This window comes from Mesorhizobium sp. M0088, assembly GCF_040322895.1.
Taxonomy (GTDB): Bacteria; Pseudomonadota; Alphaproteobacteria; order Rhizobiales; family Rhizobiaceae; genus Mesorhizobium.
Genome location: NZ_JAMYUI010000015.1, coordinates 95,060 through 116,183 on the forward strand (window position 1 = coordinate 95,060; position 21,124 = coordinate 116,183).

At 60.2% G+C, this 21,124-nt stretch carries 18 protein-coding genes and 1 pseudogene; 10 read left to right on the forward strand and 9 right to left on the reverse strand.

Translation table 11 applies throughout. The annotated features are described in order from the left end of the window. Positions 1–123 precede the first annotated feature (123 nt). Positions 124–509, reverse strand: a pseudogene (locus NKJ67_RS19125) (DUF6088 family protein); the annotation flags it as partial. A 435-nt stretch (positions 510–944) separates the two neighbouring features. On the opposite strand from NKJ67_RS19125, the gene NKJ67_RS19130 reads away from it, so the two are divergent. From NKJ67_RS19130 to NKJ67_RS19145, 4 genes are all read left to right on the forward strand, one after another. Further along, a complete protein-coding gene (locus NKJ67_RS19130) occupies positions 945–1,241 on the forward strand; it encodes a DUF2604 domain-containing protein (protein WP_352582404.1) in 297 nt (98 codons plus the stop codon). Further along, positions 1,234–1,851 (forward strand): putative metal-binding protein, encoded by a 618-nt coding sequence (locus NKJ67_RS19135; RefSeq protein WP_352582406.1) that lies wholly within the window; start codon positions 1,234–1,236, stop codon positions 1,849–1,851. The genes NKJ67_RS19130 and NKJ67_RS19135 overlap by 8 nt, the downstream gene beginning before the upstream one ends. Positions 1,852–1,949: 98 nt before the next feature. After that, entirely contained in the window at positions 1,950–2,336 is a 387-nt protein-coding gene (locus NKJ67_RS19140) for a hypothetical protein (RefSeq protein WP_352582408.1), read from the forward strand. Between the two features lie 3 nt (positions 2,337–2,339). Next, positions 2,340–3,896 carry an E2 ligase fold family C protein gene (locus NKJ67_RS19145; RefSeq protein WP_352582410.1) on the forward strand — a complete coding sequence of 519 codons (1,557 nt, stop codon included), beginning with the start codon at positions 2,340–2,342 and terminating at the stop codon, positions 3,894–3,896. 201 nt (positions 3,897–4,097) lie between these two features. Here the strand turns inward: NKJ67_RS19145 and NKJ67_RS19150 are convergent, their stop codons facing one another. Beyond that, positions 4,098–5,513, reverse strand: coding sequence for a mannose-1-phosphate guanylyltransferase/mannose-6-phosphate isomerase (locus NKJ67_RS19150; protein ID WP_352582454.1), 1,416 nt, complete (start codon positions 5,511–5,513; stop codon positions 4,098–4,100). Positions 5,514–5,752: 239 nt separating this feature from the next. After that, complete coding sequence (locus tag NKJ67_RS19155) at positions 5,753–6,739, reverse strand: nodulation protein NodZ (RefSeq protein WP_023766635.1); 987 nt, start codon at positions 6,737–6,739, stop codon at positions 5,753–5,755. Between the two features lie 972 nt (positions 6,740–7,711). On the opposite strand from NKJ67_RS19155, the gene gmd reads away from it, so the two are divergent. From gmd to NKJ67_RS19170, 3 genes are all read left to right on the forward strand, one after another. Further along, the gene (gene gmd, locus NKJ67_RS19160; RefSeq protein WP_023692482.1) at positions 7,712–8,782 is read left to right on the forward strand and encodes a GDP-mannose 4,6-dehydratase; all 1,071 of its coding nucleotides are present in this window, start codon (positions 7,712–7,714) and stop codon (positions 8,780–8,782) included. After that, entirely contained in the window at positions 8,782–9,726 is a 945-nt protein-coding gene (gene fcl / locus NKJ67_RS19165; protein WP_352582413.1) for a GDP-L-fucose synthase, read from the forward strand. Before gmd ends, fcl begins: the two co-directional genes overlap by 1 nt. Before the next feature lie 352 nt (positions 9,727–10,078). Beyond that, the gene (locus NKJ67_RS19170; RefSeq protein ID WP_352582415.1) at positions 10,079–11,500 is read left to right on the forward strand and encodes a phosphomannomutase; all 1,422 of its coding nucleotides are present in this window, start codon (positions 10,079–10,081) and stop codon (positions 11,498–11,500) included. Positions 11,501–11,669: 169 nt separating this feature from the next. Here NKJ67_RS19170 and NKJ67_RS19175 read toward each other — a convergent pair whose 3' ends face one another. From NKJ67_RS19175 to pdxR, 4 genes are all read right to left on the reverse strand, one after another. Further along, positions 11,670–14,066, reverse strand: coding sequence for a transketolase (locus tag NKJ67_RS19175; RefSeq protein ID WP_352582417.1), 2,397 nt, complete (start codon positions 14,064–14,066; stop codon positions 11,670–11,672). A 51-nt stretch (positions 14,067–14,117) separates the two neighbouring features. Then, positions 14,118–15,068 (reverse strand): PDR/VanB family oxidoreductase, encoded by a 951-nt coding sequence (locus NKJ67_RS19180; protein WP_352441125.1) that lies wholly within the window; start codon positions 15,066–15,068, stop codon positions 14,118–14,120. A 6-nt stretch (positions 15,069–15,074) separates the two neighbouring features. Further along, positions 15,075–15,566, reverse strand: a complete 492-nt coding sequence (locus NKJ67_RS19185) for an MOSC domain-containing protein (RefSeq protein ID WP_023758446.1) — start codon at positions 15,564–15,566, stop codon at positions 15,075–15,077. Positions 15,567–15,724: 158 nt separating this feature from the next. Next, positions 15,725–17,230 carry a MocR-like pyridoxine biosynthesis transcription factor PdxR gene (pdxR, locus tag NKJ67_RS19190; RefSeq protein ID WP_352582456.1) on the reverse strand — a complete coding sequence of 502 codons (1,506 nt, stop codon included), beginning with the start codon at positions 17,228–17,230 and terminating at the stop codon, positions 15,725–15,727. Between the two features lie 74 nt (positions 17,231–17,304). Between pdxR and NKJ67_RS19195 the strand changes: the two genes are divergently transcribed. Beyond that, positions 17,305–18,537, forward strand: coding sequence for a trans-sulfuration enzyme family protein (locus NKJ67_RS19195; RefSeq protein WP_352546075.1), 1,233 nt, complete (start codon positions 17,305–17,307; stop codon positions 18,535–18,537). A gap of 52 nt (positions 18,538–18,589) precedes the next feature. Continuing rightward, positions 18,590–19,492, forward strand: coding sequence for a dihydrodipicolinate synthase family protein (locus NKJ67_RS19200; protein WP_352582419.1), 903 nt, complete (start codon positions 18,590–18,592; stop codon positions 19,490–19,492). 202 nt (positions 19,493–19,694) lie between these two features. Here NKJ67_RS19200 and NKJ67_RS19205 read toward each other — a convergent pair whose 3' ends face one another. After that, entirely contained in the window at positions 19,695–19,886 is a 192-nt protein-coding gene (locus NKJ67_RS19205; RefSeq protein ID WP_352582421.1) for a hypothetical protein, read from the reverse strand. Between the two features lie 20 nt (positions 19,887–19,906). Next, a complete protein-coding gene (locus tag NKJ67_RS19210; protein WP_352582423.1) occupies positions 19,907–20,272 on the reverse strand; it encodes an ATP-dependent DNA ligase in 366 nt (121 codons plus the stop codon). Between the two features lie 392 nt (positions 20,273–20,664). Here NKJ67_RS19210 and NKJ67_RS19215 point away from each other — a divergent pair, with 392 nt between their 5' ends. Next, the gene (locus tag NKJ67_RS19215) at positions 20,665–21,123 is read left to right on the forward strand and encodes a (2Fe-2S)-binding protein (protein ID WP_023689394.1); all 459 of its coding nucleotides are present in this window, start codon (positions 20,665–20,667) and stop codon (positions 21,121–21,123) included. The last annotated feature ends 1 nt before the right edge of the window (position 21,124 follow it).

A 21,124-nucleotide genomic window follows, 5' to 3' on the forward strand; every position in this document is an offset into this window, starting at 1 on the left:
AAGAGTCGTCTCAAAGTCCCGCAGACCCAGAAGTCCTTCTCTACGATCGTATTGCCAACGCCGCGGGTCGCGCCCGTTTCGCCGAACAGCGCGGAGCGTTCGTGTGCCGGCAAGAGGGCAACCTTATTCACCCAGGGCACCCACTGCGTTGTTGGCGATGGCGACGAGCGTGGCCGCATCCATGCGGGTGCCCGAATGGCGCCAGCGACAAGTGCTTTCTTGTCGCTCACCGATGGCTGGCGCGCGGCTACCTGCGCGACGTCATGCGCACGCATTGGACCCAGGTGGCGCAGAGCCTGCACGACGGTGCCAGCGGCGCTGCCCGGGGCGATCAGATGCTTCGGGGAGGCGTGACGCAGATCCACAACCCGCTTGCCGAGCACAACGCGGCGGGAAGGGCCATCGGTCAGGCAAGTGCTCCTGGCCGGAACTTGGGGGCAGAGGCCAAGCACGTGCGCAGCGCGAGCGCCCGCGATCTGCACCCGCGAGCCGATCTCGCGAGCGAGCGCCTAGGCGACGTCGCGAGAGCGGGCCCAACCCCAGGCGCGTTATTCCAAAGGAGCAGGGACAACTTGCGGGGGTATTGCCAACTTCCACGTTGGATACTGGCGGCATGGGGCCATTTTGCATGTTGCCAACTGAATCACCAAGTGCCCGAGTTGCACGCGGCCAGTGGAATGAGCAAGCTGCGCCGTGTTCATGAATAGGTGGGGGCCGGTATTTTGCCGATGCTCTAATCGATTATAGTTGTGAAGAGCAGTTTCGGCCGTTTACTTGCCCCACAAGTCCCCATAAAAGGAGATAGCATCGATTCGATGTTATCCCTTGTCTTTCGCGTACTCGCGGTCCGTGGCGCCGAGTGGACGATTGAGGACCGCCAGCCCGCTCACCAGCAGGTCTGCACTGGCGGCTTGGGCCCGTTGGTAAGCCACAGGAGTAGGACAATGTCGAAGAATCCGGGCAAGGGCGAAAATCACGGCGCCGGCCCTGGGAAGATCGAGATGACGGTGGTGGTGAACGGCCAGCCCACACAGGTCGAAGCCAATCCCAACCAGCCGCTTCACGTCGTCCGCACCAAAGCGCTTGAAAATACGCAGAACGTCGCCCAACCGGCCGAGAATTGGGAATTCAAGGACGAGGCCGGCACCTTGCTCGACGTCGACAAAAAAGTTGACGATTTCGGTTTCGCGACCACTGTGACCCTGTTCCTCAGCCTGAAGGCGGGCGTCGCAGGTGCCTGAACTCCAAACTGTGGACCCGGAGGTGTCCCGAGCGAAGTTCGATCGGCAGATCGGCTGGTTCCAAACACAAGCAGGTATTTACCGGGCTCAGGGTTGTTTCCTGATCGAGGCGAGCTTCCCGACGGCCTTCTTCATCTTCGTACCGCCGAAGATAAAGCCACAGATCATCGGTGCAGCTGTCGAGATCGACTTCTCCAATTACGACCTCCGACCTCCGTCGGTGGTCTTCGTAGACCCCTTTATACGCCGGCCGATTGCCCGGAAAGATTTGCTGCTCAGGATGCTGAGACGACCGCATCTACCCGGAACCCCACCGGATATGATTTTGGTCCTCATGCAGCAGAACGCTCTGTCGCTGTCGGACTTCATCCAGGCCAACAGTGCGGAACACACGCCATTCCTGTGCATGTCAGGCGTCCGGGAATACCACGACAATCCAGCCCATTCAGGTGATTCATGGCTTCTCCACCGGGGTTCTGGCGAAGGCTGTTTGGCCTTCATCCTGGACAAGATCATCACGTACGGGACCGGTCCCGTGGAGCAGCTTCAGTATCAGTTCCAAATCTCAGTGGGAGCCATGATAGCACCCCTACCCGCCATTCCAGAATGACCGAGCTCAAGGATGTCGGGACAGTCGCTCTTCCCCGAGACTGTCTTTCAAGTGTCCAGGCGCACCTGCGCTCAGTTGGGCGACAGGGCCATGAGGGGATGGCGCTCTGGGTCGGCGTTCAGCAAGACCAACACTTTGGCGTAACAGAGACCGTTATCCCGGCACAGCGTCACATTCGGACGGGCGACGGCGTTTGCGTGATAGTTCCGGCCGAAGAACTACACCGGCTCAATGTCTGGCTCTACAAGAGCAGCCTTAAACTCTTCGCCCAGATCCATAGCCATCCGGGCCGAGCCTACCATTCGACGACCGACGACGCCTACGCGGTCGCTACCACGGTTGGGTGTCTGTCGCTGGTGGTGCCCAATTTCGCCCGCGAGCCTTTCGATCTTGCTCGGGTCGCCGCCTATCGACTTGACGCGAAGGCGAACTGGAATGAGGTCCCATCCGCGGCACTCAGGCGGATGATCGCGATAACGGGTTGAACGATGGCACTCGCTAACTTCATCGACCGCGCCGCCACGGCAGCTTCTCAGGTGCTGGCCGACTTTCATCTATGCGACTTCAAAGCAGCCCTCGAAAAGCAGGTCGTGGCTGTGGCCTTCGACAGCCAAGCCGCTTCGTGTACCGAGGGCCAGGCGACGCTTGACCTTACGGTCAGGTTGCTTGCCAGACTGTATCCGGTTCTGGCCATACTCCCCCTGGATATGGCCGCGAGCTCTCAAGCCCAAGCGCTCGAGCGCTTGGCAAAGTCGATCAATCCAAAAATCAGCATCCGGCGTTCCGGCAAGTATGCGACGGTCTGTGTAGCTGCAGGCGCGGTGCACCCATCACTTCGGTGCCCAACGTTTTTCATGGGATCGCAGGGTTGGGCGGCAAAGCTGTCGTGTACGGACCCGGTGGGCTCTGGCTCGAGCTTGCTGCCCTATGGAGCTGGCGCCGCAAGCTGCTTCGCCGCGGCCAACGTCTTTCGAACCATCTTTGCTTCCCAGCTGACCGGCGCCGAGCTGGACGAGAACATCGACCTCTCTTTATGCACGTACAACAAGAGCAACGCCGGCGATTCCAGCCCCTTAAATTTCCCTGTCGACCTTGGCGAAACGCACCTCGTTGGGCTCGGCGCGATAGGCCATGGCTCGCTCTGGGCGCTGGCGAGGCAATCCGGTCTGTCGGGGCGCCTGCATGTAGTTGATCACGAAGCTATCGAACTCTCAAACCTGCAGCGCTACGTGTTGGCAGGTCAGGCGGAGGTCGGCCTCTCTAAGGCGGCCCTAGCAACCCACGCCCTTCGGTCCACCGCCCTTGAGGTCGAGGCGCACCCTATGAAGTGGGCAGAATATGTTGCGCGCCGGGGCGACTGGGTATTCGACCGAGTGGGTGTGGCGCTTGACACCGCCGCCGACCGTCTAGCTGTCCAAGGTGCTCTGCCCCGATGGATCGCGAACGCCTGGACTCAGGAGCAAGATCTAGGGATCTCGCGGCATGGTTTCGATGACGGCCAGGCTTGCCTTTGCTGCATGTACATGCCGACCGGGAAATCCAAGGACGAACACCAACTGGTCGCGGAGGAACTCGGAATGCCGGAAGCACACGAGGAGGTAAAAGCGCTCCTGCAGACCGATACCGGAGTCCCCAATGAGTTCGTAGCTCGGGTGGCTACGGCGATGGCTGTGCCGTTTGAGCCGCTCGCCGCGTTTGTTGGCCAGCCCCTCCGTTCCTTTTATCAGCAGGTTATCTGCGGCGGCCTGGTGTTCCAGCTTAGCGATGGAAGTCGTCTCGTTCGAACTGTGGTTCCGATGGCCTTTCAATCAGCGCTTGCCGGGATCATGCTTGCCACAGACCTGGTCAAGCATAGTGCGGGTTTTCCGATGAGTCCGACGACCAGCACTCGCGTGAATCTACTGCGCGCCCTTGGTTCTCACCTCCATGATCCGAAAGCCAAAGATTCCAGCGGCCGCTGCATCTGCAGCGATGAGGATTTCGTTGCCGCCTACAGGCTGAAATACGGCTGTGCCGTTGAACAGCTGAGCAACGGGTCCGCCTAAAAAGATCTGAAGTCTTCGTTACCGCGGACGGCGCGCTGTCAAGCGCTCGCCGATGTTTTCGACCACGATCGAGTGCCTGATGAGAGTGCGGGGCGGATACTATGACACGCTCGGCCCGCTGCTTTGTCAATGTTAGGCCCAGAACCCACGACAGAGATCCTTGAGCGACGGCTCGCCGTTTAACGTTTTTTGTACTGTTATCTACGTTCGACCATATTCGTCGTCGAAGCGAACGATATCATCCTCGGCGAGATAATCGCCGCTCTGCACTTCAATGATAACCAGGTCAATTCTGCCTGGGTTCTCGAGCCGATGCTTATGGCCGCAGGGGATGTAAGTAGATTCGTTTGTCCCCAGGAACAACTCCTGCTCGCCATTGACGATTTTGGCGGAGCCGCTGACCACGACCCAGTGCTCCGAACGATGATAGTGCATCTGCAGGCTCAACTGGCGACCGGGCTTCACCTCGATGCGTTTGATCTTGAAGCGCTCGCCTTCCTCCAGAACCGTATAGGTACCCCAGGGCCGGTGTACCGTGCTATGGACCAGATGAGCTTCATGTCCCGAAGCCTTGAGGCCCTCGAAGAGCTTCTTAACGTCCTGAACGCGGTCGCGGGATGTGACAAGCAAAGCGTCCGGGGAATCCACGATCACCAGATCGCTTACGCCCACCGTGCCGATGACGCGCTTGTCGGAGCTCACATAGGTGCCGGTCGTGTCGACCATGTGCACATCGCCGCGTATCCTGTTCCCGCTTTCGTCGGGGGCGATCAAATCGGCCATTGCGTTCCAAGATCCGATGTCGTTCCAATCCATGTCGCAGGGAATCACGGCAAGTCTGTTAGTCTTCTCCATGACAGCGTGGTCGAGCGAGATTCGCGGCGCGGAACCGAAATGCTCAGGCGCGAGTTCGATTTTGGCATAGCCTTGGCATTGACTGGCGCGGCCGTTCTCATAGCTGTCGGCGACGGCCTGGAGCACCTCGGGACAATGCAAAACCATCTCGTCGAGCATGGTTTGCGCACTGAAGCAGAAGATGCCGGCGTTCCAGAAGAAGCGTTGAGACGCGACATAGGCTTTGGCTGTCTCCAGATCTGGTTTTTCAACGAAACGGACGACGTTCTCACCATCTGCTTCGATGTAGCCGAATGCGGTGTCCGGTCTGGTTGGGGTGACGCCCAATGTGGCGATCCGCCCGAGCTTCGCATGTTCCATGGCCAGGCCCATGACGTCTAGAAACGCAGGCAGGTTGCTAATCAGGTGATCGGCCGGGAAGACGCACAGGATCGCGTCAGGGCCTTGCGTTGCCCTCGCATGGATCGCGGCTGCAGCCACGGCGGCGGCCGTATCCCGAGCTTCGGGCTCGAGCAGAAAGGTGCGTGGCAGGACCACGGAATCCAGTTCGTCAAATTCGTCCTTGGTCAGGAAGAGGTGGTCCCCGGATGTCACAGCGACAAGTTCCACGACACCTTCTATCGAAGCGGCGCGCAGCACAGTCTGCTGAATGAGAGAATATCCATCCGCCACTTTGAGGAAAGGTTTGGGGTGCGATTGCCTTGAGGCGGGCCATAGCCGCGATCCGGCTCCGCCGCTGATGATCACGGGAATGACTTTCATAACCAACCTCAATTTCGTCTCTGGAGTGATCGCCCGCGTTCTTTCGAGCGTCAGCGTCACGATCGCCGTCGCTCTGGCTTGTCTGCGGCCCCCGCGTAACAGCGAAGTTCTGGCGCGTTGCAGGCGGCGTCAGATGACGACGCTATCGGTAATGTACGACGCCTCCACTGGCGTCGGTGAGAAATGCGCATTCAACTATGCCTTTGGTTGCGTCTGCCGAATTGCGCAGGTGGCGGGTCTTAACTGAGATCAGAGACTTGGCTGCCTTCTATCAAAGTCAAACGACTTGGCTCTTTCAGATCGAATTCAATTACCCGTGGTGCGAAAAGGCGTGCATATCGTGTAAAGGCGCTCGTCGGGGGAAACCGAATTACGGTATCGCAGCGCCCGAGAAGATACATCTCAACGAGGGCGGAAATTCCGCCGTCAATCCCGAGTGCTGCAGTGTGTAAGGGGCCACCTTGATTGGATCCGAAGTGCTTCGGGACAGTGAGCAGATCGGGAAACCTGGCCGACAGAAGATCCAGTATCCGCGCGCTGTCCGTGCATAAGAACAGCCGCACAGGCCTGGGGTGCGGTAACGCCTTAGCCTTGTCAATTGCAGCGCACACTTGCCGAACGGCGAGCTCCGGATCGGCCCAGTAGGGCGCATGCTCCATGATGTCTTCACCGTTACCGTGCCGAACATGAATCCCGATGATGCTGTGCCCCTCAAAACATTCCTGATAAATGGCATCTATGCGGGCTTGAATTTCTGGCCGAGGCTTGACACTCTGGAACACCTGCCGCTCTGCATCCTCATCGCACCGCCACATCAGACAAGCGTCACACACTACTGTGTTCGCTTCGACATCGTGTTCGGCCTGAAAGAGCTCGCCCAACTCATCGCGCTCTTGGAAAATCTGCTCATCTGGCCGGTAAAGGCACTCGATCGCCGGCCTGTTCCACCACTCCGGGAAGAATGGACCGGGGAAGGAAAGGTCGTTGATCCGGTCGTCGGAAATAGCCGGCACGCCAGCGATGTCATTGATCGGCTGGAAGAACACCGGAAACGCATTTGTGAAGGGTTGGTCGAGGTAGCAGGCCCCCCGCCAGTCGATGGCTAGAGTTCGTCCCGACCACTGCGCGTAGCGCCAAGCGGCCGCCAACGACCACAGACAATCACCGAACCCCGTACGCCTCCGAGAGACGACGAACCGGCGCTTTTCCACTCCACTAACATGCATTTTCGGAAATCTCGTTCAGAGAGGAGGTTGCATCCGGTTTGGAATCCTTAGTCGACACGTAGACCCTGACGCCGGGCGCTTGGCAGAGGCCGGGCCATAGGGCAGAAGAGCTCACTCAGCACTGCCCACTAATCCCGTGACGCTCACACGGCTTGAAGCCGATGCCCTCGCTTCCGGTTCAGCCTTCTCTACTGGGCCTCCGCGGCATATGTAAAATCTATTGAGTGGATGCCGGCCATCCATGCGTTGGATGCCATGATGAAGGGGCTCGGCTGACGCGGGCCCGGCCAATAGAGCCGAAACAGCCGGGGAACGCTGCGACACTGCCTGCCGGAGCAAATCGTTCCGTCGACGCCATACGCCAAGGGTGCAAGGCTGCATACAGCAACCGTCCCGGGCGAGATGAGGTCGACAGCTCGACGCGCCTGGAACCAGCTGATCGACAGAATCTGCAGTCTGCTCCCAAAGTTCTGCACGACCTGTGCCGGATGCTGTGGTGAGGGCTCGCGGCCACGAACTTTGTCCTCGCCCCGAACGGAAGCTCGCGCCTACGACTCCGGGCCGGCGATGCGCCCCCGCTGCTCGGTCAGACCATCCATTCTGTGGATGCACTTTATCCAAACAATCGATTTCACTGATTCAAACAATTCCCATTAGAAGACGCTGAAGCAAGAAAGAAAGGCGTCCTCACTCGCTGATGGATGAGCAAATCAGCTGCAAGGTGCTGGGAGTACATGTCGCTCACGGCGTGAGCTGAGCGGCACTCAGACCGCATGTACGAAGCCGACGGTTAGCGGCGCAACTCTATGTTGATGTGACTTCCAAGCAAGAGGTGTGCTCGGCTGCGGACTGTCATGACGAGCTTCGCGCCGCATGTGTCGAAGTGCTCCATAGCGCACGGGGCTGGCCGCACATTGTGTCGGCGTGGCGAGCCGGAGCCGAAACTTTAAACTTTAATAGAGCAGGAATAGAATGGGCGATAGCAGGAAAGTTGCTCTTATTACGGGCATAACTGGACAGGATGGTGCCTATCTTGCCCGTCTTCTTCTCAAAAAAGGCTACATCGTTCATGGGATTAAGCGACGTTCCTCTTCCTTCAACACGGGTCGTATCGAAGACCTCTACCAAGACCCGCACGAATCCGATCCGCGCTTGATCTTGCACTACGGTGACCTCACTGATTCGACTAACCTCATCCGCGTGGTTCAGGAATCTCAGCCAGACGAAATTTACAACTTGGCTGCTCAGAGCCATGTGCAGGTGTCGTTCGAAACACCTGAGTACACAGCAAACGCGGACGGTATCGGTACATTGCGACTTCTTGAGGCGATTCGCCTCCTCGGTCTGACGGACAAGACCCGCTTCTATCAAGCCTCGACTTCGGAGTTATACGGCCTCGTGCAGTCCGTACCGCAGAACGAAACGACGCCCTTTTATCCGCGCAGCCCTTACGCCGCCGCCAAGCTCTACGCCTACTGGATGGTCGTCAATTATCGCGAGGGCTATGGTATGCACGCTTCCAACGGCATTCTTTTTAATCACGAAAGCCCCCTTCGTGGCGAAACTTTTGTGACGCGCAAGATCAGCCGCGCTGCCGCTGCTATCTACCTGGGCAAGCAGGACAAGCTTTATCTCGGCAATCTCGATGCTCAACGCGATTGGGGCCATGCGCGTGAGTACGTGCGAGGTATGTGGATGATGATACAGCAGGATCAACCGGATGATTACGTGCTGGCTACGGGCAAAACGACTCCTGTCCGCCAATTCGTCGAGTGGGCTTTCGAAGATATCGGCGTCGAGATCGAATGGCGTGGCAAGGGTGTCGGCGAAAAGGGCTATGATGTAGCTAGCGGCAGATGCCTAGTCCAAGTGGACCCACGCTACTTCCGCCCCACGGAAGTCGATCTTCTCCTGGGTGACGCTACCAAGGCGAAGGAGAAGCTCGGCTGGGTGCATGAGACATCCGTGCGCGAGCTTGCTGCGGAAATGGTACGCGAAGACCTGAAGGTCATGCAGACATCTGTAGTCATGAAGGAAGCGTAATGTATGATCTGAACGGAAAAACCGTGTGGGTCGCTGGCCACAAAGGTATGGTGGGCAGCGCTGTTGTACGCCGACTCGCGTCTGAAGACTGCAAAGTTGTGGCCGCCCCTCGGGGAGAGCTAGACCTCAAGCGACAGACCGAGGTTGAAAACTTCGTGGCAGTGATGAAACCGGACGCTATCATTATGGCGGCGGCAAAGGTAGGTGGTATTCTCGCGAACGCCACCTATCCGGTCGACTTTCTTTACGACAATCTGATGATCGAGGCCAATATCTTCGCGGCAGCCCACGAAAACAATGTCGACCGCGTCCTCTTCCTCGGCTCGTCTTGCATCTATCCGAAGATGGCACCACAGCCCATTCCTGAAAGCGCGCTTTTGACCGGGCCACTAGAGCGCACCAACGAATGCTACGCCGTCGCCAAGATCACCGGCATCAAAATGGCTCAAGCCTATCGCCAGCAATATGGCCGCAACTACATCTCCGCTATGCCGACGAATCTCTACGGGCCAGGCGACAATTATGACTTGCAGTCAAGCCACGTCATCCCAGCGCTGATCCGGAAAGCGCATGAAGCTAAGCTCATAAGTGATAAGCAAATCACCATCTGGGGCACGGGCACACCACGTCGGGAATTCATGCACGTCGACGACTGCGCCGACGCATTAGTCTTCCTTCTGAAGAACTACTCTGACCATGATCACGTCAATCTCGGCTGCGGACAGGACATCACGATCCTAGAGCTGACTAGAATGATCTGCCGTGTAGTCGGATTTACTGGGGAGATCGCGCATGATCACTCTAGACCTGACGGTACACCGCGAAAGCTGATGAGCGTCGACAAGCTGCGCACTTTGGGATGGGCAGCAAAGATCACTCTCATGGAAGGCATCGAGAGTGTCTATCATGCATTTCTGAACGGGAGCTACACCGAACGGCGATAGATAAGAGGATTTGCTGCGTCTCAGGCCTGTACGCGCTTTCGGGACCCAGAGCTAATGTAGACTGAGACAATCACTCGATGGCGATAGCGCTCATGTGAGCCAGCCGCGAGGAGCCCTGCCGGACCCGGACCCCATCCGCTCCAACCTCGTCGCCGTGAAGGTCACGGTGCGCTGCCCACGCCGACGCCGACTGCGTCAATCCTCACAAGGGTAACCGTCGATAACCGAACGCGTCTACGGTAACCGAATGTACGTCTTGTTCTCGTCCGAGGGATCTGTCGATGGGCATTCCGGACGAGCCAAAGTTTGAGCATGTTACCTTCAAAACCCGGTTAGCAACGTCGGATTTGGTATGAAATTCGGAACAAGTGGATTACGGGGCCTGGCGACAGAATTGGCAGGAGCCGCCTCTGCCCTATATGCAACGGCATTCGCGACATTCCTGCTGGAATCCGGCCTGGCCAGAATTGGCGACGAGATACTCATAGGGCGCGACTTTCGCGCCTCGAGTCCGGCCATCGCCGCCGTCTGTGCGGCGGCACTGTCCGCGCTCGGCTTCATCGTAGTCGATTGCGGCGCAGTCCCCACCCCTGCCCTGGCACTGTATGCTCAGGCGCGTAAGAGTGGTTGTTTGATGATCACAGGCTCGCACATTCCGGCCGACCGTAATGGAATAAAATTCTATCGACCCGACGGTGAGATCGACAAGGGTGATGAGCGGGAGATAACGCGCATCGCCTTGCAGTTGGAGAAGCGCGGATACGTCCTTGAAGGTGCTGTTGCACGTCGGCAGCACCGGGAGGCCGAATGCAAGGCCTTTTTCATGGCGCGCAATCGAAAGCTTATGGAGATTAATGCTCTAAAGGGCTTAACGGTGGGCGTATATCAGCACAGCACGGTCGCGCGCGATCTCTTGGTTGACATTCTCTCATATCACTGTGCGACGGTCGTAACCCTGGGACGTTCGGAAGGTTTCATTCCTGTCGACACTGAAGCGGTCTCTGACGAGACTGCTCAACAGTTCAAGCTCTGGACCAAAGAGCATCGGCTTGATGCGGTCGTCTCGGCAGATGGCGATGGTGACCGCCCACTGGTAGCTGACGACCACGGAGACCCCCTTCGCGGTGATTTGTTAGGCCTGATTACGGCGAACTTCCTGCAAGCGAAGGCAGTCGTCACGCCGGTCACATCAAACTCTGGCATCGAGACCGCAGGTTCTTTTAAAGTCGTGCGTACCAAGGTTGGATCCCCATTTGTTATTGCTGCCATGCTCGATTTGGTTGCGTCGGGTCACGAGCGCGTGGTTGGTTTCGAAGCAAACGGTGGTTTGTTGACCGGCACGGACTTTGACCCGAACGGAACTAAACTGCCAGCGCTACCTACACGCGACAGTTTTCTCCCCATCCTCGCGGCACTTTCCCTTGTTAGTACAAGTGGGCAGCCACTGTCGGAGATTGGCAGTTCCTTTCAATTGCCGGCAGCGGCGGCGGATCGCTTGGAAAATTTTTCCGTCGAAAGCAGCACTCGCCTCATGACATACCTTCGTTCAGCGGAAACTAACATCGCCGCCTTCGTCGGGTCGATTGGAGTGGTAAGCAAGGTTAGCGATGTTGACGGACTTCGTATCACTCTCGCGGATAAGCGTGTCTTGCATTTGCGTCCATCCGGAAATGCCCCGGAAATGCGGTGCTACGTCGAAGCCGAAAATCGGGAGGACGCGGAGCTTTTGCTCCGGACTGGATTGGATCGAATTCGTAATTGGACGCAAGGCTAAATAAAAGCCGCCTCCCTGCGTATTCCCAGGTGACCCTGGGGGTCGCACAAGCTACTCAAGCGCGATCAGAACGTCCACAGTGTCCCGGCCCTGTCCGCTTTGAAGCGAACCGGAACGCCCGTGGAAACAGCCGATCCGTACCAGCCACGGAGCATCCGGTCGCTCATGGTCAAGGCAGCGCCTTCCGGTAGCGAACAGCCGGTCCCGCACTGACCGCCTGCGCCGCATGTACGATGGCGTTGGTGTCCAGGCCGTGGTGACGGTATAGGTCCGCAATAGTCCCCGTCTGGCCGAACTGCTCGACCCCGAGCGCCTTCACGCGATGCCCGTTAACCCCACCGAGCCACGCGAGCGTCGCCGGGTGGCCGTCGATCACGGTGACGATGCCGCAGTCACGCGATAGCGGCGCGAGCAGCCGCTCGATATGACTCAGGGCGCCAATCGCGCCACGCTGCCGGGCACGTTCCGCCGCCTGCCAGCCCGCATTAAGCCGGTCCGCGGAGGTGATCGCGAGCAGCCCGACATCGCGCCGGTCCTCCGCCAGAAGACCCGTCGCGGCAATCGCCTCCGGCGCGACGACGCCTTGATAAGCAATGACGACACTCGCGTTGGGCCCAGGCGGACGCAGCCAATAGGCGCCATTGACGATGTCCCGCGCGAGCGCCGGGTTCATGTCGCGCGGCGGCTGCTCGAGCGGCCGGGTTGACAGGCGAAGATAGACCGATCCTCCGGTCTGATCACGCAGCCACGTCGTCTCATCCGGATCCCCCTCGCCATTACGTTGCATGTAATCGAAGGCAAAGCGCATGATCACGGACAGTTCGTCGACGAAGGCCGGTTCGAAGGCGCAAAGCCCATCCTGCGCCATGCCGATCAATGGGGTGCCGATCGACTGGTGTGCTCCGCCCTCGGGCGCTAGCGTCACGCCCGAGGGCGTTGCGACCAGCATGAAGCGCGCATCCTGATAGCAGGCGTAGTTTAGCTGGTCGGCCGATCGGTAGATGAAGGGATCATAGACTGTCCCGATCGGCAGCAGGCGCACGCCATTGATCGAGTGCGAGAGACCGAGCGCCCCGAGCATGATCATCAGGTTCGACTCGGCGATCCCGAGCTCGAGGTGCTGCCCCTTCGGCCCAAATTCCCAGGTAAAGGTCGACGGAATGCGTTCGGCCTTGAAGGTGTCCGCCATGGTCTCCCGGGCGAAAAGGCCGCGCCGGTTGACCCAGCCACCGAGATTGGTCGAGACCGTCACATCGGGCGAGGTGGTGACAATGCGGTCGGCAAGCAGACTGCGCTCGCGTGCGATGTCGTTCAGGATCTGGCCGAACCCCATCTGGGTCGAGAGCGGCTTGCCGGGCTGCCCCGGTGACGGAAGGGTTTCAGGCACCGGCACCGACGGCGCAGACAGCCTCCTATGCCCCTCACTGAAGAACGGCGCCTTTGCGAAGAAGGCGTCAAGTTCCGCTTCCGGCAAGGTGGCGGCCGCCCATTTGTCCCACTCCTCACCCCGCTTTACGCCCATTTGCAGGCGGTAGTCTTCCATCTGCGTGGGCGTCATCTGCCCCGCGTGGTTGTCCTTGTGTCCGGCAAGCGGCAGACCGTAGCCCTTGATGGTGTAACAGATGAAGCAGACGGGACGGTCATGCCTGGACGCCGCCTCGAAGGCTTCGAGGAGGCTCGGCATGTCATGCCCGCCAAGGTTCGTCATCAACGCCTGCAACTCGTCGTCGGAGCGGCGTTCGATCAGAGTGGTGACCGGCCCTTGGTCTCCGATCTCGTCGAGCAGCCGCTTGCGCCAGGCAGCACCCCCTTGGAAGGTCAGCGCCGAATAGAGCTGGTTCGGACAGCGCTCTATCCACTCGAGCAGCTTCTCGCCCCCCGGCTCGGCAAAGGCAGCCTCTTGCAGAGCCCCGTGGCGCAGGACCATCACGTCCCAGCCGAAGTTGCGAAAAATCTGCTCGAAACGCTGCCAGAGGCCCTCCCGGATCACGGCGTCGAGCGACTGGCGATTGTAGTCGACCACCCACCAGCAGTTCCTGAGCCCGTGCTTCCAGCCTTCGATCAGGGCCTCGTAGATGTTGCCCTCATCCATCTCGGCGTCGCCGATCAGGCTGACCATTCGGCCCTCGGCACGCTCCTTCATCCAGCCGTGACCCGAGACGTAGTCCTGCACCAGCGACGAGAACAGCGTCTGAGCAACGCCGAGACCCACCGACCCGGTCGAGAAGTCGACATCGTCGACATCCTTCGTCCGCGAAGGGTAGCTCTGCGCGCCCTTGTAGCCGCGGAAGTTCATGAGCTTTTCGTGGGTCTGGTTGCCCGCCAGATACTGAAGTGCATGGAAGATCGGCGCCGCATGGGGTTTGACCGCCACCCGATCCTGCGGGCGCAGGACCGAACCGTAGAGCGCGGTCATGATGGTACTCAGCGACGCGGACGAGGCCTGATGCCCCCCGACCTTGATCTCATCGCCCTCGCGGACGTGGTTGGCGTGGTGGATCGTCCAGGCTGCGAGCCAGGAGACGCAGCGCTCGATCTCGTGCAGATATTCCAGTTTCCTCGTCATTCAGTTTCCCGCAAATCAGCTGCCGGTCTCACAGGACCCCCGCCCAAATGGTCAAAGATCGAGTTTCAACACACCTGTCGCGCGCGACACACAGGGGATGAAGCGGTGGCCGCGTGCCTCCTTGGACAGGACGGCATCCCGATGGATCGGCTGTCCCCCCAGCATTGCGCATTCGCAGGTCCCGCACACCCCGTTCTCACACGAGGCCATCAACGGCACACCGGCCGCACGCAAGGCGGCCAGTGCCGTGGTCTCAGCCGAAACCTCAACCACCCTGCCCTCAGCCAGTTCTATGACGAACGGTTCCGGTGGCGCGCCATCAAACTCGGGAGGCTGGAAAGTTTCGAAATGAACAGTACCCTCGGGCCAGTGTTGAGCCGCGCGCCCCACAACCGCCATGAAGCCAGGCGGTCCGCAGTAGTATGTCTGCGCGTCGTCCGAACGGTTCGCCAGCAGCGCGGCGATGTTCTGCCGGGTCTGAGGCTCGTCGTCGAAATGGATCCGCACATTGCCGCCAGGAAGATCGCTCCCGATCGCCGCCAAGAGTGGCGTGAGCGCCCGGCTGCGGGTGAAATAGTGCAACTCGAAGGGCTTGGCCTGCCGGGTGAGCGCGCGCGCCATGGCCAGAATCGGGGTGATCCCGATTCCCCCTGCCAGCAGCAAAGTCGGCCCCTCGCCTGGCTTGAGCGCAAAATGGTTGCGTGGCGCGGAGACAGGCAGTGTGGAGCCGACGGCAATGGTTTCGTGGATCCACGCCGAGCCGCCACGGCCGTCATTCTCGCGCTTCACCGCGATGGTGTAGCGGCCAAGCTCGGTCGGGTCGCCGCAAAGTGAATACTGACGCACCTTCCCTTCAGGCAGATGGACGTCGACGTGAGAACCCGCTTCGAACGCCGGCAGCACAGGTTTGCGTGGGTGTTTCAGGTCGATGACCAGCACGTCGCCCGGCTCCTTGCGGGCGGCGGTCACGGTCAGCTTCATGATGATGCGCGGCGACGCCATGGCGTTTCACTCGTCGATGGGCAAGATCAGATCACCGGGGCGGATCACGCCCCCGACCTCGATTGTGCAGTTCAGGCCGGAGCGGTTCAGAAGCCCCTCGTAGAGACCCGGAAGCCCGAGCAACTCCTCGATATACTTGCACGGCACATTCATCCGGGCGGCCCTGAGAATCGTTTCCCCGACCCGGAAGCGTTTGCCGACAAGATGGCTAAGCGGAACGCCTCGTGTCGTCAGATTGCGCCGGTGATCTTCGGGTGCGAGCTTGGCCTTGAAGCCCGGAATTCTGGGTTCGCCCTGCGCGATGGCGTCCAAGACTTCAGCTTCGATCAGCGTCACTTCGCGAACGTCAGGACGCGCGGAATAGGTCCCCGTCCCCAGGTAGTAGCGGTCTCCGACAATGCCTTGGCCGGCAATAAGCTGCGCCTGCGCCAGCTCCTCCATTTCATAGGAGGCGGCAGGCGCGATATGGACGTGAAGCAGCTTTCCTCGCCAGGTCATCATCGCTCTCGGAAATTCGTCCGTGGAAACCTGCTGCAAAACTGGCCTGATCAACAGCGCCAGTTGCATGGCATTTTCCCGGTCCAGTTGGCTGTTTGGAAAGAAATACGGGGGGCCCTCGGACCGTTTTCAGCGCCAGCTTTCGGCGTCGCCCCGTCTCAGTTGTTCCGCGCCGGCATCGCGTCTTGCACCTGCTTGACAACCTCTCGCAGGACCTCAACGCCCTTCCCGATCTGCCGAATGCTCAAGGCGGCATAGCCCATGACAAGTCCGACGCGATCGGTGCGGCCTTCGTCCGATGGCCGTTCGTACAGCGGCGAGATCAAGTGTAGCCCCAGGCCAGCGTCGCGGGCGGATTCGACCAAGGCCGTTTCCCGCGATCGTGGCAGGTCATTGAACCAAACCGCGACGTGCAGTCCCGCATCAGCTCCCTGGACAGTGATGCGATCCCCGAAGCTGTGCTGCAAGGCGCCCAACAACGTTTCCCGACGCTCGCCGTTCAGCCTGCGCACACGGCGCACATGGCTTTCGTAGCCGCCGCTCTCGATCAACGATGCCAGCGCTTCCTGTTCAGCGACCGGCGAATGCCGGTCTGCGAATTGTTTGGCGGTTGCGAAGACCTCCTGCAATTCGGGTGGGACGACGAGGTAGCCGATGCGCAGCATCGGCGAGAGCGTCTTGGATATCGTGCCGAGATAGATGACAGCCCCGTGGTCCTCGAGACTGTGCAGCGGAGGGACCGGATTGATGTCGTAGCGATATTCGCTGTCGTAGTCGTCCTCGATCACATAGGCGTTGTTGTGCCGCGCCCATTCCAGAAGCTGATGGCGGCGCGCGATCGGCATGACGCCGCCCAGGGGAAACTGATGCGATGGCGTCACATAAGCCAGTCGTGCTCCGATCCCCGCCAGCAACTCGGTCCTCATCCCGTCTTCGTCGACGATGACCGGGATGGGTGAGGCACCCGTACTGGCAAAGACCTGACGCGCCATCCTGTAGCACGGATCCTCGATGACGAAGCGGTCGGCGGGATCGAGAAGCAGGCGCGCGCACAGATCAAGGCCCTGCTGCGAACCGCTGACGATGATGATCTGGTCGAGGTCGCAGCTCAGGGTCCGGGCGCGCCAGAGATAGCCCTGAAGCGCCTGGCGGAGCCGGCGCGAGCCGCGAGGATCGTCATAGGCAAGACGCAGCGGGCGCTGCCCCATCGCCTCGTTCATCGCGCGTTTCCAGACCAATGAAGGGAAATCCGACGGCGCGAGGTCGCCATAGCGGAACTCGACCTTCAGCCCAGTCGGCAGATAATCTGGCCAGGGTGACGTCGCGCGCAGCCGCTCGCCATATGCGGACAGGTGGATCGGGCCGACCCGTTGCGCGTGAGTGCGCCCCGTCCCATGGCCCATCAACGAAGACGCAACGCGAGGTCGTGCGCCTTGACGGACTTCGATGAAACCCTCCGCAGCCAGTTGCTCATAGGCGACCGTCACCGTGGTTCGCGAAACGCCGAGGTCATTTGCCAGGGCCCGGGAGGATGGCAACTGACTGCCGGTTTCGTAGACGCCGCCGAGGATTTGCTCGCGAAGGGCTTCGTATATCTGGCGTGCACCCATCGCGTGCGAGCGCGCTGCAGACCCGGCACTTGAAGACTGGACCATCTCTTTCATCGCCAACTGGATATTTCACATTGGCCAGGTTGCCGTCAATCTTTCGGAACCCCAAGAGAGATCGCAGAGGCCGAATGACCAGCTCCCATCAATCCGAAACCGATGCTCCCACGGGGTCGCTCAACCGCACCAGCCCCGGATTTGCCACCCGGGCGATCCATCATGGCTACGATCCGGCCGGCTTTTCCAATGCCGTCCAGCCGCCAGTGTTCCTGACGTCAACCTATGGGTTCGAAAGCGTGGCAGCAAACGATGCCGCCGCCGCCCTTGGTGGACGGCTCTATGCGCGCGAATACAATCCCACGACCGAGATCCTCGAGCAGCGGCTCGCGAATCTGGAAGGAGCCGAGGCGGGGCTGGTTGTTGCCTCGGGGATGGCGGCCTTCGGCACTCTGATCCTGTCGCTCCTGTCCCAGGGCGATGAACTCATCGTCCACAAGACGCTTTATGCGAACACGCTTGCCATGGTCGAACAGGCGGTCCCCCGCTTCGGCATCAAGGTCGTCGCGGTCGATCTGTCAAATCCCCACAATCTCGATGCTGCGATCACCGAGCGGACGCGGCTGGTTTTCTTCGAGACGCCGGTGAATCCGCTGAGCCGCATCCTCGACATAGCGGCAATTGCCGAGCGCGCTCACGCGCGCGGTGTAAGGGTTGCAGTCGACAGCACCTTCGCCTCGCCCGCGCTCCAGCGACCGCTTGAGCACGGGGCGGACATCGTGCTCCATTCGCTGACCAAGTACATCAATGGTCATGGCGATGCCCTTGGCGGGGCGCTTCTCGGCGACGCCCAAACGCTCCGTACGCTGCATGAAACGGGCCTGCGCTACATCACCGGCGCAGCGCTCTCGCCCATGTCAGCTTTCCTAATCCTGCGCGGTCTCAAGACGCTGACGCTGCGTATGGAACGGCACAGCGCCACGGCCCTTGCGGTGGCTCGGGCGCTGGAAGCGCACCCGGCGGTGGCATTTGTGAGTTATCCGTTCCTCGACTCGCACCCTGATCAGGTGACGGCGCGAAAACAGATGTCCAACGGATCGGGCATGTTGGCCTTTGGCCTCCACGCTGGATACGAAGGAGCGCGCCGGATGATGGACCGGCTCAACCTGATCATTCGCGCCGTCAGCCTCGGCGATGCCGACAGCCTCATCTATCATCCAGCAAGCCTCACCCGTGCTCGGCAGCCGATCCGCAAGGATGCCCATTTGGCCGATGGAGTCGGCGAGGATCTCATGCGTCTCTCGGTGGGGCTTGAAGACGCTGATGACCTGATCGCCGATCTGCGGCGGGCTTTGGACGTCTTGTAATGACCTGGCGTGCGGCCACCTCTGCGCTCACACATAGATCTGGAGCCTTGCCATGGCATTCCTGAGCGGTCTTTCCGCGTTCCCCATCACCCCGACCAATCGTGACGGCCGCGTCGATAGCGTTGCCCTGCGCAGGCTGATTGCTCGGCTTGGCATTGCTCAGGTCGATTCCATCGGTCTTCTCGGCAGCACCGGCACATACATCTATCTGTCGCGCGAGCAACGGCGGCGGGCGCTCTCCGAGACCTTGGACCAAACGGCGGGGCAAATGCCGGTCGTGGTGGGTGTGGGCGCGCTGCGCACCGATGAAGCCGTGGGGCTCGCGCAAGACGCCAAGGCCCTTGGAGCAGCTGCGGGTTTGCTTGCCGCCGCCTCCTACACCCCGCTTACTGATGACGAGGTGTTCGAACATTTCTCCACTGTGGCGCGCGAAAGTGGCCTGCCGATCGTCGTCTACGACAATCCAGGAACGACGCATTTCCATTTCAGTCCACCCCTTGTCAGCCGCCTGGCAAAGGTGGCTGGGATTGTCGCCATCAAGAATCCGACAGACAAAAGCGATGCGATCAAGAACCATCTGACCGCCCAGAGGCGCACACTGCCGGAAGGGTTCTCGATTGGCTACAGCGGCGACTGGAACGCCGCCGAGGCCATGATCGCCGGCGCCGACACATGGTACAGCGTCCTCGCGGGCATCCTGCCCGAGGTCTGCATGACGATCGTCACAGCGGCGCAACAGGGCGATGCGGCCGAAGCGCGACGGATCAATGCCGCGCTGGTCCCGATCTGGAGCGTCTTCAAGGAGTTCTCGAGCCTTCGCGTCGTCTATGCACTCGCTAAATTGCTCGACATTTGCAGTGCCGAACCCCCGCGTCCCATCCTGCCTCTGCCCCCAGCAGCGAAGCGCCAGATCGCCGCCGCGTTGAAAGGTTTGCCATCGGATGCCAGCCGGTGAACAGCAAACCCCGTTCGGCAAGTGAAAGGAAGTGCATGTATTTACCCGCTCATTTCGAGAACTGATCGAAAACAACGCACTCGGCGTGCTGATAGCCATGGCTGGAGCGGTCTCGACGCCAATCACACCCCTTCGAACTCGACAATCGACTGCGGAGGTACAGACTGCGCAGGGCACTCCGCCCATGCCGCACCGTTCGCCTTCAAACTAGGAATCGGTGTTTACCCATTTGAATGGCATCGAGCCGGCGCTTTACTTCCGGCCCGGTGCGCGCATTGAAGCCGGTGCCAATGCCGCCGGCGAACACCAGATTTCCGTCCTCGACATTCGCCAGAGCACGCTTCCCGACCGCCGTAACTGTTGCCGGGTTCGCAGCCGATGACGATGAACTCATCACTCAGCACGCATTTTGTCTCACCCATTCTTGGCGCCGGCCGGATCGATATGGACTGACACGCAGCTTGGAGACGATGCCGTCGAGGCCGAACTGGCAGACTTGCGCGAGAATGTCGCTGCCGCCGCTGATCTCTCGTCGCTCAGAACGATGCCGTTTGGGCGGCGTCTCAGCAGGTTAACTAGCGCTTTGCGCCGATCGACGAGTGGCCGATCGCGAAGACCCTCGCCGTCGATCTTGAGCAGGTCGAAGCCGGCAAGCATGGTCCTGACGTCTCCCGCCGCGGCCAAGAGCCCGCTGAAGACTGGGAATGCGCGACAAGCCTTCTGGTCAACGACGAACGCCTCACCGTCTATTATCGCGTCCGAGGCGCCGAGCTCGGCCACCGCCCGGGACGATAGTCGGAAACCTGAGGGTCCAGTCGTGGAGGTTGCGGGTCGAGGTAGGCCCCCATCGATAGTCGTCCCATTTCATTTCGTGTAGCCAATCAGGGCCCTGCCGGACGCGGCCGACCAGCGGTCGATGTTCGCGACGACCCGAATGTCCAGTCTCGTGTAACCCAGCCTAAAGCGGCCTGTCCGCCCAAAAAATGACATTCAGTTGCCTCCAGCCTTTCGACACGACCCACTTCACGATCTCGTAACTCGCCAACCTAGCGGCTTGTTACTTGAGCTGCGCGTTCCTACGGTGTGGTCGCTAGGCCTCAGCAACAAGAGCTCGGTTGCCAGGCGGGCGGAGGCTCAACGAGATAGCCAGCTCAGGACAAGGAGAGCAAGCAATGGTCGCTTTTACCCTCAATGGCGAGGCGCGAACACTCGACGTCGATCCAGAGATGCCGCTGCTCTGGGCGGTCCGTGACGTCATCGGACTCACGGGAACGAAATTCGGTTGCGGGCTTGCCCAGTGCGGCGCTTGCACGGTTCACGTTAACGGCATGCCGACGCGCTCGTGCCAGACCGCAGTCGGCGACATCGAAGGAGCCTCGATCACCACCATTGAGGGTGTGTCGGGCAAGATAGGCGAAACGGTCCAGGCCGTGTGGGCCGAGTTCGACGTACCTCAATGCGGCTATTGCCAGTCTGGCCAGATCATGTCGGCCGTGGCCCTCCTTACAGAAACGCCTAAGCCGACGGACGATGATATTGATTCGGCGATGAGCGGCAACCTCTGCCGCTGCGCCACCTATCATCGCATCCGCGCGGCCATCCACGAGACCGCCAACCGGCTGGAGACTTGAG

What these genes read in the sequence shown, in the direction of transcription:
- fcl (WP_352582413.1), top strand. Translation starts at nt 8,782, where the DNA reads ATGTATGATCTGAACGGAAAAACCGTGTGGGTCGCTGGCCACAAAGGT.
- NKJ67_RS19215 (WP_023689394.1), top strand. Translation starts at nt 20,665, where the DNA reads ATGGTCGCTTTTACCCTCAATGGCGAGGCGCGAACACTCGACGTCGAT.
- NKJ67_RS19180 (WP_352441125.1), bottom strand. Translation starts at nt 15,068, where the DNA reads ATGGCGTCGCCGCGCATCATCATGAAGCTGACCGTGACCGCCGCCCGC.
- NKJ67_RS19185 (WP_023758446.1), bottom strand. Translation starts at nt 15,566, where the DNA reads ATGACCTGGCGAGGAAAGCTGCTTCACGTCCATATCGCGCCTGCCGCC.
- NKJ67_RS19130 (WP_352582404.1), top strand. Translation starts at nt 945, where the DNA reads ATGTCGAAGAATCCGGGCAAGGGCGAAAATCACGGCGCCGGCCCTGGG.
- pdxR (WP_352582456.1), bottom strand. Translation starts at nt 17,230, where the DNA reads ATGAAAGAGATGGTCCAGTCTTCAAGTGCCGGGTCTGCAGCGCGCTCG.
- NKJ67_RS19155 (WP_023766635.1), bottom strand. Translation starts at nt 6,739, where the DNA reads ATGCATGTTAGTGGAGTGGAAAAGCGCCGGTTCGTCGTCTCTCGGAGG.
- NKJ67_RS19195 (WP_352546075.1), top strand. Translation starts at nt 17,305, where the DNA reads ATGACCAGCTCCCATCAATCCGAAACCGATGCTCCCACGGGGTCGCTC.
- NKJ67_RS19140 (WP_352582408.1), top strand. Translation starts at nt 1,950, where the DNA reads ATGGCGCTCTGGGTCGGCGTTCAGCAAGACCAACACTTTGGCGTAACA.
- NKJ67_RS19200 (WP_352582419.1), top strand. Translation starts at nt 18,590, where the DNA reads ATGGCATTCCTGAGCGGTCTTTCCGCGTTCCCCATCACCCCGACCAAT.
- NKJ67_RS19205 (WP_352582421.1), bottom strand. Translation starts at nt 19,886, where the DNA reads ATGAGTTCATCGTCATCGGCTGCGAACCCGGCAACAGTTACGGCGGTC.
- NKJ67_RS19175 (WP_352582417.1), bottom strand. Translation starts at nt 14,066, where the DNA reads ATGACGAGGAAACTGGAATATCTGCACGAGATCGAGCGCTGCGTCTCC.
- NKJ67_RS19145 (WP_352582410.1), top strand. Translation starts at nt 2,340, where the DNA reads ATGGCACTCGCTAACTTCATCGACCGCGCCGCCACGGCAGCTTCTCAG.
- gmd (WP_023692482.1), top strand. Translation starts at nt 7,712, where the DNA reads ATGGGCGATAGCAGGAAAGTTGCTCTTATTACGGGCATAACTGGACAG.
- NKJ67_RS19150 (WP_352582454.1), bottom strand. Translation starts at nt 5,513, where the DNA reads ATGAAAGTCATTCCCGTGATCATCAGCGGCGGAGCCGGATCGCGGCTA.
- NKJ67_RS19170 (WP_352582415.1), top strand. Translation starts at nt 10,079, where the DNA reads ATGAAATTCGGAACAAGTGGATTACGGGGCCTGGCGACAGAATTGGCA.